12 protein-coding genes are annotated in these 15,784 nt (G+C 66.8%); 9 read left to right on the plus strand and 3 right to left on the minus strand.

Annotation, left to right across the window (positions count from 1 at the left end; genetic code table 11):
• Positions 1-33: 33 nt before the first annotated feature.
• From ACO07I_RS24470 to ACO07I_RS24480, 3 genes are all read right to left on the minus strand, one after another.
• Positions 34-1,626: an ABC-F family ATP-binding cassette domain-containing protein gene (locus ACO07I_RS24470; RefSeq protein WP_422012049.1), complete on the minus strand. Its 1,593-nt coding sequence runs from the start codon at positions 1,624-1,626 to the stop codon at positions 34-36.
• A 172-nt stretch (positions 1,627-1,798) separates the two neighbouring features.
• Entirely contained in the window at positions 1,799-2,299 is a 501-nt protein-coding gene (locus ACO07I_RS24475) for a hypothetical protein (protein WP_422012051.1), read from the minus strand.
• Between the two features lie 122 nt (positions 2,300-2,421).
• A complete protein-coding gene (locus ACO07I_RS24480) occupies positions 2,422-3,540 on the minus strand; it encodes a mandelate racemase/muconate lactonizing enzyme family protein (protein WP_422012053.1) in 1,119 nt (372 codons plus the stop codon).
• 147 nt (positions 3,541-3,687) lie between these two features.
• Here ACO07I_RS24480 and cimA point away from each other — a divergent pair, with 147 nt between their 5' ends.
• The 9 genes from cimA (at position 3,688) to ACO07I_RS24525 (ending at position 15,765) form a co-directional block, all read left to right on the plus strand.
• A complete protein-coding gene (cimA, locus tag ACO07I_RS24485) occupies positions 3,688-5,295 on the plus strand; it encodes a citramalate synthase (protein WP_422012055.1) in 1,608 nt (535 codons plus the stop codon).
• A 50-nt stretch (positions 5,296-5,345) separates the two neighbouring features.
• Positions 5,346-6,497, plus strand: coding sequence for an HlyD family secretion protein (locus tag ACO07I_RS24490; RefSeq protein WP_422012057.1), 1,152 nt, complete (start codon positions 5,346-5,348; stop codon positions 6,495-6,497).
• Between the two features lie 3 nt (positions 6,498-6,500).
• A complete protein-coding gene (locus tag ACO07I_RS24495; protein ID WP_422012059.1) occupies positions 6,501-8,009 on the plus strand; it encodes a DHA2 family efflux MFS transporter permease subunit in 1,509 nt (502 codons plus the stop codon).
• An 18-nt stretch (positions 8,010-8,027) separates the two neighbouring features.
• The gene (locus ACO07I_RS24500; RefSeq protein WP_422012061.1) at positions 8,028-8,792 is read left to right on the plus strand and encodes an RNA methyltransferase; all 765 of its coding nucleotides are present in this window, start codon (positions 8,028-8,030) and stop codon (positions 8,790-8,792) included.
• Positions 8,793-8,794: 2 nt separating this feature from the next.
• Positions 8,795-9,217, plus strand: a complete 423-nt coding sequence (locus ACO07I_RS24505; RefSeq protein WP_422012063.1) for an OsmC family protein — start codon at positions 8,795-8,797, stop codon at positions 9,215-9,217.
• A gap of 190 nt (positions 9,218-9,407) precedes the next feature.
• Positions 9,408-10,022 carry a 30S ribosomal protein S4 gene (gene rpsD / locus ACO07I_RS24510; protein ID WP_296332703.1) on the plus strand — a complete coding sequence of 205 codons (615 nt, stop codon included), beginning with the start codon at positions 9,408-9,410 and terminating at the stop codon, positions 10,020-10,022.
• Positions 10,023-10,170: 148 nt separating this feature from the next.
• Positions 10,171-11,412: an efflux RND transporter periplasmic adaptor subunit gene (locus tag ACO07I_RS24515; protein ID WP_422012066.1), complete on the plus strand. Its 1,242-nt coding sequence runs from the start codon at positions 10,171-10,173 to the stop codon at positions 11,410-11,412.
• Between the two features lie 22 nt (positions 11,413-11,434).
• Positions 11,435-14,560 carry an efflux RND transporter permease subunit gene (locus ACO07I_RS24520; RefSeq protein ID WP_422012068.1) on the plus strand — a complete coding sequence of 1,042 codons (3,126 nt, stop codon included), beginning with the start codon at positions 11,435-11,437 and terminating at the stop codon, positions 14,558-14,560.
• A gap of 23 nt (positions 14,561-14,583) precedes the next feature.
• Positions 14,584-15,765 carry an amidase gene (locus ACO07I_RS24525; protein WP_422012070.1) on the plus strand — a complete coding sequence of 394 codons (1,182 nt, stop codon included), beginning with the start codon at positions 14,584-14,586 and terminating at the stop codon, positions 15,763-15,765.
• Positions 15,766-15,784 lie beyond the last annotated feature (19 nt).

Raw genomic sequence — 15,784 nt, forward strand, 5'->3', positions numbered from 1 at the left:
ATCCATGCCATTGGGTGTGAGGGGGCAGTGTCGTCAGGTTTCTCTCTGGACCGGCAACGCGAGGCGACGCGTGATCCCGATCGCGGCGAGGAAGGGCTCATCATGGCTCACCATCAGCAACGCGCCGTCATAAGCACGCAGGCCGGCCTCGACGGCTTCGATCGAGTCGATGTCGAGATGGTTGGTCGGCTCGTCGAGGATGAGGAGCGGTGGCGGCCTGGTGCCGCCCAGCACGCAGGCGAGCCCCGCGCGCAGCGTCTGTCCGCCGCTCAGTGTCGACACCATCTGCAGCGCGGCATCGGCGCGGAACATGAAGCGGGCGAGGGCGGCGCGGCAGGCATTCTCGTCGGCGCCTGGATTGAGGCTGAGGAAGTTGTCGCGGATCGACAGCGACGGATCGAGCAGGCTGACCTCCTGGTCGAGCATCGCGAAGTCGGTGTTCACCTGGACGCTGCCCGACCGCGGTTCGAGCGTGCCGGCGATGAGCGCAAGCAGCGTGGTCTTGCCCGAGCCATTCGGTCCGGTGATCGCCACGCGCTCCGGGCCCGTGAGAGTGAAGGACAGCCCGTCGATGATTGCGCGGTCCGTTCGGTAGCCCGCGCTGACGGCATCGAGGTGCAGCACGGTCCGGCCGGCCGGCAGGCCGGTCGACGGCACGGCCATCGACAGGGGCTGCAGGATCTCGATGCGCTGCCGCGCGGCCTTGGCATCCTCGAGGGCCTGGGTCCGCCGCCGTTCGGAGAGGCGTGCATTGTCGCCCGACGTGGCCTCGGCGCGGTTCTGTCGGGCTCCGGCCAGGATGCGGGGCATGTCGCCCTTTGCGCGCTTGCGCTGACCGGCACCGTCTTTGCGGGCCTTGCGCTCGACTGTTGCCTGGGCGGTTCGCGAAACCTCGGCCACCCGGCGTTCGGCGTCGTCGAGGTCGTGCCGCGCGGCGGCGAGCGCCAGCGCCTTGCGCTCGCGATAGTGAGTCCAGTTGCCGCCATAGCGCGTGACGCCCAGCGACGTCATCTCGACGATGGCATCCATCGTCTCCAGCAGCTCGCGGTCGTGGCTGACGACGATCGCGCTCGCCCGCCAGGTCACCAGCAGCTCGATCACGGACGCGCGCCCCTCGCGATCGAGGTTGTTGGTGGGCTCGTCCAGCAGCATGAAATCCGGTTCGGCCAGGATCAGCGCGCACAGGGCGGCGCGCGTGCGCTGCCCGCCGGAAAGCGCCGACAGCAACGTCGACGGTTCGGCGTCGAGCCCGATACGACGTAGGGCCGATGCGATACGCGCTTCGAGGGCCCAGTCGGCCGAAGCCAGCTCGTCGGCGGTGGCCCGGCCTTCCTCGGCGCGGCGCAGCACGTCGAGCGCGCTCGTGACGCCCATCAGGTCGGCCACCGTCGCGGCGGGAGCGACCTGCACGGTCTGCCGCAGGACACCGAGCGTGCCGGTCTTCGACACCGTTCCCGCCTGCGGCGGCAGCCTGCCGGCGATGATCTCGAACAGCGTCGTCTTGCCGACACCGTTGCGGCCGACCAGGCCGGTGCGGCCGCCGTCGAAGCTCAGATCCAGATTCGAGAAGAGGGCGCGACCGTCAGGTGTGGTCGCGGTGACACCGGAAAGCGTGATGGAAGGCATGAAAATGGAGTCCCCTGATGGCAAGGCGAGCGGGCATTGCGGTCAGGTTGAAATCCATTGCAGGCACATCCGTTTCGGCTATCGAGGCACTCAAATAGGTGTTGTACCTCTCCCGATCAAGTCGAGGACGGGCCTCGGCGCCGGCTCCGGTTCGGCTTCTCCCGAGGTGGAGCTACTTCGTGGTGGCATCCCAGCGGCAGCCGCGGTTCTTTTCGGTGACGACCAGCGTCCTCGGCGATTTGGAGGCATCGGCAACGACGTCGAGGCGCACGCCCGAGAGGGTGAACACACTCGTGTAGAGGCCGGGGCTTGTCTGCTTCAGCGTCTCGCTGATGCCGCCTGCCAGCTTGAGCAGGGCCTTGTCTCCCTGGAGGGTGACCGAGTGGACGCGCGAAAGCTGGGCGTCGAGACCGCGGCAGCCCGCCAGATTCGCGTCGGAAGCGGCCATGCGGAATTCGATGGGGGCATCTTGAGCATGAACGGCCGATCCCGTCATGCCGATGAGGAAAGCCGCGATGACAACTGATTTCATGGTGACTCCGATCGCCCGGGCTGAGGGGACAGGAACGTCCCATGGGGTAGCAGTGATCGGGCAATAATCGATGCGCAACAATGGTTTGGACGATACGTCATCTGCATGGGTATCAACCGGCTTTCCAGAGGACGTCGTCATGTTTGTCCGGCATCCTCGTTTCGGCCAGCGTTGCTGCAAGCGGGGCTCTCCCTATCGCGTGCAGCACACTTCGCGTCATCGGCTGATCGGCGAGTGTTCCGGTGTCCGTCGCCGCACCCGGATCAGCCCTTGAGGCGCTGCCCACCGATGCGATGGTCCGTCAGGACCTCCGGACGGAAGGCCAGCCCGTGACCGGGCCGCTCCGGCGGCGACATGGTGCCGTCTTGGGCGGGCAGGACCGGCTCGATCCAGAGATCGTCGTTCCAGTCCATGTATTCGAGGTAGCTGGCATTGGGGATCGAGGCCAGCACGTGGACCATCTGCTCGTGGAAGAGGTGCGGCGCCAGGCGGATGCCGTAGGGCTCGGCCATCGACGCGATCTTGCGCAGCTCCGAGTAGCCGCCGCGCATCGGGTCGGGCTGCAGGATCGGCGTGCCGGGATGCTCGAAGAACGGGCGCAGGTCGTTCCGCATGAAGTGACTTTCGCCGCCGACCACGCGGGTCTTCAGCGCCGCGGCGATTCGGCGATAGCCGGCGAAGTCCTCGGCGACGACCGGCTCCTCCAGCCAGTAGGGATCGAACTCGTCGATGCGGTGGCCGGCCTGGATGGCGGTGTCGGCGTCCCAGCCCATGTTGACGTCGATCATGATCTCGATGCCGTCGCCCATCGCCTCGCGCATCGCCTTCACGTTCGCGACGTCCTCGCGCCACGGCCGGATGTGCGCCACCTGCATCTTGATGGCCGTGAGCCCCTGCGCGGTGAACTCCTTCGCGCGGCTGATCATGCCGTCGCGGCCGAGGCCGCGGAAACAGCCCGAGCCGTAGGCCGGGATCTTGGTACGCGCGGCGCCCCACAGGCGGAACAGCGGCAGGCCGGCGCGCTTGCCCACGATGTCCCACAGCGCCATGTCGACGGCGCTCTGGGCGGCCAGGGTGATGCCCATGCGGCCCAGCCAGAAATTGTTCTTGTAGAGGGTCTGCCAGATGCCTTCGATCTCGGTGGCGTCGCGGCCGATCACGTAGGGCGCGACCAGTTCCTTCATGCAGGCGTCCAGCGTGTGCAGCCCGCCATGCAGCGGCATCAGGTAGCTCAGGCCGATCAGCCCGCCCTGCGTCTCGATCTCCAGCACGAAGATCTCGCGCGGCCCCGGCGCCAGGATGCCGGCCGCCGGCGGCGACGACCGCCACGGCACCTGCAGGAGCGTCGTGCGCAGTTCGGTGATGGTGGTGGCGGTGGTCATAAGGCTTTTCCTTCCAGCTTCGATCGTCTTCTGACCGCGGGGATCATTGCGGCATAGGCTGATTTCCAGGAATCTACCCCGTCCTTTGACAGGTGTCGCGCCGGCCTGGTTAGGCGTATGGTCCCGGCCCTTCGAAAAGGCCGAGTCATGACGTCATCCAACCGAGTCTATCTCTTCGATACCACCCTGCGAGACGGGGCCCAGACGCAAGGCGTCGATTTCACCGTGGCCGACAAGGCCGCGATCGCGCGCGAGCTCGACCGGTTGGGCATCGACTATATTGAAGGCGGCTGGCCGGGGGCCAATCCGACCGACGACCGGTTCTTCGCCGATCCGCCGGAGTTCCAGAACGCCAAGTTCGTGGCCTTCGGCATGACCCGCCGGGCCGGCCGCAGCGCCGCCAACGATCCCGGCCTCGCCGCGATCCTGCAGACCAAGGCGCGCAACGTCTGCATGGTGGGCAAGACCTGGGACTTCCATGTCGACGTGGCGCTCGAGGTCGACCGGACCGAATATCTCGAAATGATCTCCGACTCGCTCGCCTATGCGAAGACCCGCATGGACGAGACGATGTTCGATGCCGAGCATTTCTTCGACGGCTACAAGGCCAATCCCGACTATGCGATGGCCTGCCTCGCCGCCGCCGAGAAGGCGGGGGCGCGCTGGATGGTGCTCTGCGACACCAACGGCGGAACCCTGCCGCACGAGATCGAGCGCATCGTGGGCGAGGTCGTGAAGAAGATCCCGGGCGACCGGCTGGGCATCCACACGCACAACGACACCGAGAATGCCGTGGCCAATTCGCTGGCTGCGGTGCGCGCCGGCGTGCGCCAGGTCCAGGGCACGATCAACGGGCTGGGCGAACGCTGCGGCAACGCCAACATGATCGCGCTGATCCCCAACCTCGTGCTGAAGATGGGCTTCGACACCGGGTTGAAGGAGGGGGCGCTGCAGCGGCTCACGCACCTGTCGCGCCTGCTCGATGACCGGTTGAACATGCCGACCAACCGCAGCGCGGCCTATGTCGGCACGCGCGCCTTCGCCCATAAAGGCGGGCTGCATGTGTCCGCCGTCGAGAAGGACCCCAGGACCTACGAGCATGTCGACCCGGAAGTCGTCGGCAACCAGCGCATCATCGTCGTCAGCGACCAGGCCGGCCGCTCCAACATCATGGCCCGCTTCCGCCAGATCGGCCTCGAGGTCGACCCCAAGCATCCCGGCGTCGCGCGCCTGCTCGAGATCGTGAAGGACCGGGAGTCCGAGGGCTATGCCTATGACGGCGCGGATGCGAGCTTCGAACTGCTGGCGCGGCACGAACTGCACACGCTGCCAGACTATTTCGCGCTGCACAGCTTCCGTGTCCTGGTCGAGCGTCGCGTCAATGCGCGCGGCCAGACCGTGGCCATGTCGGAGGCCACGGTGAAGCTCGACGTCGCCGGCCGCCGCGCGATGGAAGTGGGCGAGGGCAACGGCCCCGTGAACGCGCTCGATGCTGCGCTGCGAAAGGCGCTCGTTCCGGTCTACCCCGAGCTCGAGGACATGCGGCTGGTCGACTTCAAGGTCCGCATCCTCGATTCGGCCGGAGGCACGGCGGCGACGACGCGCGTCATGATCGAGAGTGCAGATGCGAAGGGACGGCGCTGGAGCACGATCGGTGTGTCGCCCAACATCGTCGACGCCTCCTACAACGCGCTCTACGACGCCCTCACTTACAAGCTCTTCCGCGACGGCGCCCGCCCGGCTCAACCTGCCTAGCTGCCATGCCACACCTGCCGGTTGACCTCCGGTAGGGCGGGGCAGACCATGTGAGCGTGCGAGACGGAGAGCATCTGGATACTCAGACACCGCCCATCGCGGCGGCTGCCCTGCGCCGTCCGCGACTGGGCGTTCGCACGCTCGCGCGGGCCTTCATGTGGTCGCTACCCGCAATCGTGCTGGTGGCCACGCTGCTGATCTGGCTCTCCTCGGGCGGCACAGTCACCACCGACAATGCCTATGTGAAAGGCGACCGTGCCCAGATCGCGACCCAGCTTTCGGGTCTCATCGTCGACGTGCCGGTCCACGAGAACGAGAAGGTCTCGCGCGGCCAGCTCCTGTTCCGGCTGGACGACCAGTCCTACCGGCATGCGCTCACCCGCATCGAAGCCGAGACCGAGACGGTGCGCGCCGAGATCCGCGGCCTGCGCGCCCAGTGGCGGACCAAGCGCGAGGAGATCAAGGCGGCGCTCAGCCAGCAGACTTTCGCCCAGGCCGAGTTCGACCGGCAGTCGGAACTGGCCGAGAAGAAGGTCGCTTCCACCGCCAAGCTCGAGGAGGCCCGCATGGGCCTCGAGATCGCGCGCCAGCGCATCTCGGCGGCGCAGGAGGATCTGCAGAGGATCGAAGCGGCGCTGGCCGGCGATCCCAAGATCCGCGCTGACGACCATCCGCGCGTGCGCCAGATGATGGCGATGCGCGAGGAGGCGCTGTTGCAGCTGCGCCGCACCACCATCGAATCGCCGATCGACGGTATCGTCAGCAAGCGCCCGGTGCCGGGCAGCTATGCCACCGCCGGCGTGCCGGTGATGGTGGTGGTGGCCGACAGCGATCTGTGGATCGAGGCCAACTTCAAGGAGACCGAACTCACGCGCGTGCGGGCAGGCCAGAAGGTGCTGATCCATGTCGACACCTATCCGGAGTCCGAATGCTGGGGCACGGTGTCGAGCATCTCGCAGTCGACCGGCGCGGAGTTCGCCGTGCTGCCGCCGCAGAACGCCACCGGCAACTGGGTGAAGGTGGTCCAGCGAATTCCCGTGCGTCTGTCCGTCGCCTGCCGCGAGGGCGATCCGCCGCTCCGGGTCGGCATGAGCACGACTGTCGCGGTCGAGACCGGCCACACGCGCTCCCTCGCCAGCCTGTGGGCCGGCTGGTCACGGTCGCTCGGCCTCTCGAGCGCGTCCGCTTCTCCGAAGCCCTAGCCAATGGCGCCGGTCGTCGACCCGGCGGTCCTGCGCCGCCGCCGCCTGATCACCTTCACCGTGATGGCCGCGACCATCATGCACGCGCTCGACGGGACGATCGCCAACGTGGCGCTGCCGTCGATCCAGGGGTCGCTGTCGGCGACGCAGGAGCAGGTCTCCTGGGTCGTCACCTCCTATATCGTGGCCTCCGCCATCCTGACGCCGCTGGCCGGCTTCTGCGCCATGCGCTTCGGCCTGCGCCGGACGCTGGCGACCTGCGTGATCGGCTTCACCATCGTGTCGATGCTGTGCGGCGCCGCCCAGACGCTCGACCAGCTCGTCCTGTTCCGCGCCCTGCAGGGCGGGTTCGGCGCGGCGCTGGTGCCGGTGTCGCAGGCCATCATGATGGACACCTATCCGCGTGAGGAGCAGGGCAAGGCGATGGCCATGTGGGGCGTCGGCACGATGCTCGGCCCCATCGCCGGCCCGTCGCTGGGTGGCTGGCTGACCGACGAATTCTCCTGGCGCTGGGTGTTCTACGTCAACCTGCCGGTCGGCATCCTGTGCGCGGTCGGCATCCTGGCTCTGGTGCGCGACAACGTGCACGGGGCGCCGCGCCGCTTCGACCTGCTGGGCTTCACCCTGCTCGCGGTCGCCATCGGTTCGTTCCAGCTCATGCTCGATCGCGGGCACATGCTGGACTGGTTCGACTCGGTCGAGATCATCGGTGAGACGCTGGTGGCGGCCGTGGCCTTCGCCATGTTCGTGATCCACATGATGACCGATCGCCAGCCGTTCCTCTCGCGCGAGCTGTTCCGCGACCGCAACCTCACGGTCGGCCTCTGCTTCACGGCATTGGCGGGCCTCGTGCTGATCGTGACGGCGACCCTTATGCCGCCCTTCCTGCAGCAGCTCATGGGCTATCCCGTGTTCACCACCGGCGTGGTGCTGGCACCACGCGGCGCCGGCATGATGGTGTCGATGATGATGGTGTCGCGGCTGATCGGCCGCATGGATGCACGTCTGCTGATCGGCATCGGCTTCGCCCTGGCGGCGCTCTCGCTGTACGACATGACGCTGTTCAATCTCAACGTCAGCGAGAGCCGCATCATCTGGAACGGCATCCTGCTGGGTTTCGGGCTCGGGCTCGTCTTCCCGCCGCTCACCGTCCTCACCTTCGCCACCCTGCCGCAGCGGCTGCGCACCGAAGGGGCGGCGGTCAACGCGCTGCTGCGCAACCTGGGCGCCAGCATCGGCATCGCCGTGCTGGTCTCGATGCTGGCCAGCAACACCCAGCAGAACCGCGCCGACATGGTCGAGAAGTTCACGCCCTATCATCCCGGCTGGCCGATGAATCCCACCGGGGTCAGCCTCGACCCGACGCAGCTTGCGCTCTGGGACGGCGAGATCACCCGCCAGGCCGCGCTGATCGGCTACCTGAACGACTTCCGGGTCATGATGATCTGCTCGCTGGTGCTCATCCCGCTCCTCTTCTTCATGCGCCGCCCGCCCCTTATCGCCGGGCGCTGACCACGCTATTAGGGCGGCATGGGACGCGCATCGAAGGGCCGCGACGTCGACGCCGCCACGCCGGCGGTCGTCCTCGTGCGCCCGCAACTCGGCGAAAATATCGGCATGGCGGCACGCGCCATGCTGAATTGCGGCTTGTCGACGCTCAGGCTGGTCGCGCCGCGCGACGGCTGGCCCAATGAGCGGGCGCAGCGTGCCGCCTCGGGCGCCGACATCGTGCTGGAGAAGGCCGAGGTGTTCGACAGCGTGGGCGAGGCGGTCGCCGATCTCGAACGGGTGGTCGCCACCACGGCCCGCAACCGCGAACTGGTCCAGCGCATCGTGACGCCGCGCCAGGCCGCGACCGAGATGCGGGACTGGATCGGGCAGGGGGAACGGGTCGGCATCCTGTTCGGGCCCGAGCGGACCGGTCTCGAGAACGACGACATGGTGCATGCCGATACCGCGCTCTCGATTCCGCTCAATCCGCAATTCTCGTCGCTGAACATGGCGCAGGCCGTGCTGCTGGTCGCCTACGAATGGACGACTGCCGGAGACACGACGCCGCCGGTGCGGCTGGCCGACCATGCCGCCCGACCGGCGACCAAGGAGGAATTGCAGAGCCTGTTCGACCATCTCGAGCGCGCGCTCGACCAGTCGGGGTTCCTGCGGAACAAGGAGATGCGGCCATCCATGGTGCTCAATCTCCGGGCGCTGCTGCAGCGCGCCGAGATGACCGAGCAGGAGGCGCGGACCTTCCACGGCGTCATCAAGTTCCTGTCCAAGAAACAGCACGAGGAATAGCCATGTCCACCACCGCCAGGATCACCTGGGTCGACGGAATGCTGATGGTCGCCGAGGGCGGGAGCGGCCACACGATCACCATGGACGGGGCGCCCGACATCGGCGGCCGCAATCTCGCCTCCCGGCCGATGGAGGTCCTGCTGATGGGGATGGGCGGCTGCACCGCCATCGACGTGGTCTCGATGCTGAAGAAGCAGCGCCAGGACATCGAGGGGGTCGAGGTCTCGCTGGTCGCGGAGCGGGCCGACGACCATCCCAAGGTCTACACTTCGGTGAAGCTGGTCTACACGGTCCGCGGCCGGAATCTGAACAAGGCGCTGGTCGAACGCGCGGTCAGCCTTTCGGACGAAAAGTACTGTTCGGCCACCGCCATGGTGAAGAAATCGGCCGCCGTGACCCACGAAGTGGTGCTTGTCGAGATCTAAGCCGTTGATCCATAAGGGTTAACGGCTGCTTGACTGGTCCGAAACGGCCGGTATGTTCCGCGCTTCTTCCGGAGAACGTGGTTGAGAGCCGTTCGGGCTCTCCTCCCGCCCCGACAGATATGTCGGATTGAGGCCTATCCGGACAACACCGCGTACCCGCGAAGCGGGGCGCACAATGACGGAGTGCAGCGTGAGCAAGCGCGCAAATTCGAAGTACAAGATCGACCGCCGCCTCAGGGTCAACCTGTGGGGCCGTCCCAAGAGCCCGCTCAACAAGCGTGAATACGGTCCCGGCCAGCATGGCCAGGGTCGCACCAAGCCGACCGACTACCGCCTCCAGCTCATGGCGAAGCAGCGCCTGAAGGGCTACTACGGCTCGGTCAGCGAGCGTCAGCTCCGCCGCTATTACGCCGAAGCCGTCCGCCGCAAGGGGGACACCGGCGAGAACTTGGTCGAGCTGCTCGAGCGCCGGCTGGACGCGGTGATCTACCGCATGAAGTTCGCCATCACCGTTTTCGCCTCGCGCCAGCTGGTCAGCCACGGTCACGTCAAGGTGAACGGCCGCCGCGTGAACATCGCCTCGTACCAGGTGAAGGACAACGACGTCATCGAGCTGACCTCGAAGGCCAGCCAGATGGAGCGGGTTCTCGAGGCGACGCAGACCGCCGAGCGCGACGTGCCGGAATACGTGACCGTCGATCACAAGGACATGAAGGGCACCTACGTGCGCGGTCCGAAGCTCGCCGACGTGCCGTACCCGGTGCAGATGGAGCCCTCGCTGGTCGTCGAATATTACAGCCGCTGATCGGCCGACGCCTGAAATTGACGAAAAACCCGCCCGCTTGTGGCGGGTTTTTTGCTTCTGGGATCCGGTCGGAATGGTTGTTTCCGGCTATCGCCGGGCGGTGGGGGGGCTATAATCCTGCCGGGGCTTGGGGACTGGAGTCTTGGGAATGGGATTCGTCCGTGCGGCGGTCTTCGCTTCGATCGTTGCGATCGGTGGAGCGGCCTACATCTACCGCGATGATGTGATCCGGGAGGTTGGGCCTCATATCGGCATGGGAACGGCGGCCAAGACGGCTGAAGCCCAGGCGAGCCCCGCTGCGGGCGCGCAGCCGCAGGGACGCCGCGGCCGCCTCAATCCGGGCGGAGCGGTGCCGGTCGTGGTCATGCCGGTGACGCGCGAGGCCATGCCCGTCGTGGTGGACGCGGTCGGCACGGTGCAGTCGATTGCCTCCGTCCAGATCAAGCCCCGCATGGACAGCCAGATCATGAAGGTGAATGTCGAGGAGGGCGCTCTCGTGAAGGAGGGCGATATCCTCTTCGAACTCGATGCGCGCAGCCTCAAGGCACAGCTTGGCCAGATCGAAGCTCAGATCCGCAAGGACCAGGCACAGGTCATGCAGGCCCGGCGAGACCTGCAGCGCAACGAGGAACTCCTGTCGAAAAATGCCGGCACCGTGGTGCAGCGCGACAATGCAGGCACCAGTCTGAAGGCCGCCGAAGCGCAGCTCGAGGCCGACGAGGCCGCCAAGGCCAGCGTCCAGACCCTGCTCACCTTCACCGAAATCCGCGCGCCGGTCTCGGGCCGCATCGGCTCGATCGCGAACAAGGCGGGGGCCGTCGTGCGCACGGGCGACAACTCGGCCACCAGCACGCTGGCCACGATCAACCAGATCGACCCGATCTACGTCAGCTTCGCCATCCCGCAGATCATCCTGCCGGATCTGCGCGCCGCGATGGCCAAGGGTCCGGTCACGGTCACGGCCATCATCGACGACACCAAGAAGCAGTCCGGCGAGATGGCCTTCATCGAGAACACCGTCGACCCGAATACCGGCACGGTGACGGCCAAGGCGCGCATCGGCAATGCCAACGAGCTGTTGTGGCCGGGGCAGTTCGTCAAGGTGGAGATCGTGCTCGGCATCGAGTCCAATGCGATCTCGGTTCCCGCGAGCGCGGTCCAGCTCGGATCGCAGGGACCGTTCGTGTTCGTCATCAAGGACGGCGTGGCCGAACTCCGACAGGTCGTCGTGAAGCGCACGCAGGACGGCCGGGCCGTGATCGGCAAGGGCGTTGAAAACGGCGAGCAGGTGGTGGTCGACGGTCAGCTGCGGCTGGTCCAGGGGGCATCGGTGACGATCCGGCCGCCGACGGTGGATCCGAACCGGCCCGCAGCACCACCCCGCGGATAGCCGATTCTAGCGGAGGCGGGACGTGAACATTTCTGAACTTTGCATCCGCCGTCCGGTGATGACCATCCTGCTGATGGCATCGTTCGTCCTCGGCGGCATATTCGCCTACAAGCAGCTCCCGGTCGCCGCGGTCCCGAGGGTCGAGTTCCCGACCATCCAGGTCACCGCGCAGCTGCCCGGCGCCAGCCCTGAAACGATGGCCGCCTCGGTGGCCTCGATCCTCGAACGTCAGTTCTCGACGATCGCCGGCGTGACCACGATGACCTCGACGTCGTCGCTCGGGAACACCTCGATCGTGCTCCAGTTCGACCTCAACCGGAACATCGACGGCGCCGCCCTGGACGTCCAGTCGGCGATTTCCTCGGCCATGCGGCGACTGCCGCCCGAGATGACGACCCCGCCCAGCTTCCGCAAGGTCAATCCGGCCGACTGGGCGGTGATGTTCCTGGCGCTCAAGTCGAACCAGGCCCGGCTCTCGGACGTCGACGCCTTCGTCAACCGGGCGATCATGCCGCGCGTCTCGACCCTGCCGGGCGTGGCGCAGGTGCTAATCTTCGGCTCGCAGAAGTTCGCCGTCCGCGTCCGCGCCGACCTCGACCAGCTTGCGGTTCGCGGCCTCACTTTGCAGGAGCTGCAGAACGCCGTCGTCAACGCCAACTCGAGCAAGCCGGTCGGATCTATCGCGGATCAGAAGCAGAACGCGATTCTCGAAGCCACGGGGCCGATCAGCAAGGCTGCTGACTACATGCCGGTGATCGTCACCTGGCAGAACGGCGCGCCGGTCCGCATTTCCGACGTGGCCACCGTCATCGACAGTGTCGAGAACGACAAGGTCGCGAGCTGGCTCGACGGCACGCGCGCCATCGTGATGGGCGTCTATCGCCAGCCAGATGCCAATACCGTCGAGGTGGTCGACCGGGTGAAGGCGATCATCCCGCAGATCCAGGCCGAACTGCCGGCGGGGGTCGAGATCCACCTGCTGGCCGACCGGTCGAAGCCGATCCGCGAAGCGATCGACGACGTCGAATTCACCCTGGCACTGGCCGCGCTTCTGGTGATCGTCGCGATCTATTTCTTCCTGCGCAGTTTCCGCGCGACCATGATCCCGGCGATCGCGCTGCCGATCTCGGTCATCGGCACCTTCGCCGGCATGTATCTCTGCGGCCACTCGATCGACAACATATCGCTGCTGGCGCTGACCCTTGCGGTCGGCTTCGTGGTCGATGACGCCATCGTCATGCTGGAGAACATCGTCCGTCACATCGAGGCGGGCGAGAAGCCGATGGAGGCCGCGCTCAAGGGCTCCAAGGAGGTCGGCTTCACGATCGTCTCCATGACGCTGTCACTGGTCGCGGTGTTCATTCCCGTGCTGTTCATGGGCGGCGTCGTCGGGCGCATGTTCAACGAGTTCGGCCTCGTCATCGCCTTCGCCATCCTGATCTCGGGCGTCGTGTCGCTGACCCTCACGCCGATGCTCTGCTCGCGCTGGCTGAAGCCGATCAACCATCACGAAAAGCACAATGCGCTCCTGCGCAGTTTCGAGTGGGGCTTCACGAAGATCACCAACGGCTATGGCTGGGCCTTGCGGCACACGGTCCGCTATCCCCGGCTGGTGCTCGCGATCACCGTCGGCACCTTCGTCGTGACGGCGATGCTCTTCCAGGCGATCCCGAAGGGTTTCTTCCCGTCGGAGGATATCGGCCAGATCCAGGGCTCCACGATCGGGCCGGACGACGCGTCCTTCGACGCGATGGTGGCCCGCCAGTCGGCGTTGGCCGAAGTGATCCGCCGGGATCCCGACGTGGCCTCGGTCATGTCGACCGTCGGTGGCGGCAACGCGGCGGCGACGGTGAATTCCGGACGCATCTTCATCATGTTGCGCGACAAGCCCGAGCGCACGGACAGTGCCCAGCAGGTCATCGCCCGGTTGCGCCGGGCGACGGCGGCCGTCCCGGGCATCAACGTGTATTTCCAGGCCGCCCAGTCGATCAACATTTCCACGACGCAGAGCCGTGCCCAATACCAGTTCGGCATGCGGTCGAGCGATCTCAACCTGCTGCGCGAGTACGGCCCCCTGATGGAAGCGAGGATGCGCCGCATTCCCTCGATCCTCGACGTGAACTCCGATCTGCAGGTGCGCGCCCGCTCGGCCATGATCGACATCGATCGCGACATTGCCTCGCGGCTCGGCGTGTCGGTCGACCAGATCCGGCTTCTCCTCTACTCGGCGTTCGGCACGCGCCAGGTGTCGACCATCTACGCGTCTGACGACACCTACCAGGTGATCCTCGAAGCCGATCCGAAGTACGGCGATGCCGGCGACATCCTGCGGCGTTTGCAGGTCCGCACGCCGAACGGCGGACTCGTGCCATTGGATACGCTGGCCAAGCGCATCGACAAGCCGACGTCGCTGACGGTGAACCACATCGCCCAGCTTCCCTCGGTCATGATCTCCTTCAACCTGGCGCCGGGCGTGGCGCTGGGCGACGCGGTGCGCGATATCCAGGCGGCGGCGACGGAGATCGGCCTGCCGGCCACCATCACGACCAGCTTCGAGGGCAGCGCCCAGGTCTTCCAGCAGGCGGTCGCGAACCAGGGCCTGCTGCTCTTTGCGGCGGTGCTGGTGATCTACATCATCCTGGGCATCCTCTACGAGAGCTTCATCCATCCGCTGACGATCCTGTCGGGCCTGCCGTCGGCCGGCATCGGCGCCCTGGCCACCCTGATGCTTTTCGGCATGGACCTGTCGGTGATCGCGCTGATCGGCGTGGTGATGCTGATCGGCATCGTGAAGAAGAACGCCATCATGATGGTCGACTTCGCGATCGAGCGGCGCGGGCAAGGGGCCGATGCCGAGACGGCGATCGTGGAGGCCGCGCTGCTGCGCTTCCGGCCGATCATGATGACGACGGTCTGCGCGCTGCTCGGCGCCCTGCCGATCGCCGTGGGCCATGGCGCCGGCGCCGAACTGCGCCAGCCGCTCGGCATCACCGTCGTCGGCGGCCTGATGGTGTCGCAGCTGCTCACGCTGTTCATCACGCCTGTCGTCTACATGTGGTTCGACAAGCTCACCGGCATGAAGTTCAGCCCCGGCTGGGCGAGGCGCTGGCGCACCAAGGGCCGCATGCCGGCGGCGCCGGCTGAATAGATCGTCAAAGAGAGTAGCGTTCCATGACTGACGAGATCGGCGCCTTCGTTCCCGGCCCACGTGTGCGCATCGAGGGCCGTGCGGGTGGTCCGCTGGCGGGCCTCACCTTCGCGGCCAAGGATCTGTTCGACGTCGCCGGGGTGCCGACCGGCGGCGGAAATCATGACTGGCCGACTGGACGCCCCATTCCCGACAGGCATTCCTGGGCGGTGCAGACGCTGCTCGATGCCGGCGCAACCCTGATCGGCAAGACCATCACCGACGAGGTCTCGCTCGGCATCCTGGGCGAGAACGCCTTCGACGGCACGCCGAAGAACGTCCGCGCTCCGGGACGCGTGCCCGGCGGCTCGTCGTCGGGCTCTGCCGCCGCCGTGGCCGCAGGAATCTGCGATACGGCACTGGGTACCGATACCGGCGGCTCGGTGCGCGTGCCCTCCAGCTTCTGCGGGCTCTACGGCATCCGCCCGACCCATGGCCGCATCGACGTCACGGGCATGCTGCCCCAGGCGCCGACCTCCGATACGACCGGATGGTTCGCGCGCGACGCCGAGACTTTCGCGAAAGTCTGCAGCGTGATGTTGGGCGAGGAGATCCGGTCGGCGCTGCCCTCCAAGCTCATCGTCGCGGTCGACGCTTTCGGCTTCGCCGATGCCGACACATCGGAGGCGCTGCAGCCGATGGTGAAGAAGCTGGCGGCCGTCATCGGTTCGAGCCGCGAGGAGATCATGGCGCCGCAGGGCCTGTCGGTGTGGGCGCGCGCCCAGCGCACGCTGCAGCCTGCCGAGGCCTACGCGACGTTCAAGCCGTGGCTCGACGAGCGCAACCCGCGCTTCGCCTTCTCGGTCGCCAAGGCGCTGGTCGCCGGCTCGATGATTCCCGAAGGCGAGAAGGTCTGGGCCAACCTGATGCGGCAGGAGGCGCGCGGCCGCATGAAATACCTGCTGCCGCCAGGCGCCATCCTCTGCCTGCCGACCACGCCGTTTCCCGCGCCGAAGGTTGGCCTGCCGCTCTCGGTGCTCGACCCGCTGCGCGACCGCATCACCTGTCTTTGTGCGCAGGGTGGGCTGGCGGGCTTTCCGCAGGTCAATCTGCCCGGTGCCACGACGGTTGACGGTCTGCCGGTCGGCCTGTCCATCATCGGCCCGCGCGGCAGCGACGCGACCCTGGTCGCGGTCGCCCGCGCGATGGAGAAGGCGGCGGGCTGATCGCGCCTTCGAGAAGGAG

Origin of the sequence: Reyranella sp. (assembly GCF_965227665.1) — a bacterium.
In the GTDB taxonomy this organism is placed as follows: domain Bacteria; phylum Pseudomonadota; class Alphaproteobacteria; order Reyranellales; family Reyranellaceae; genus Reyranella.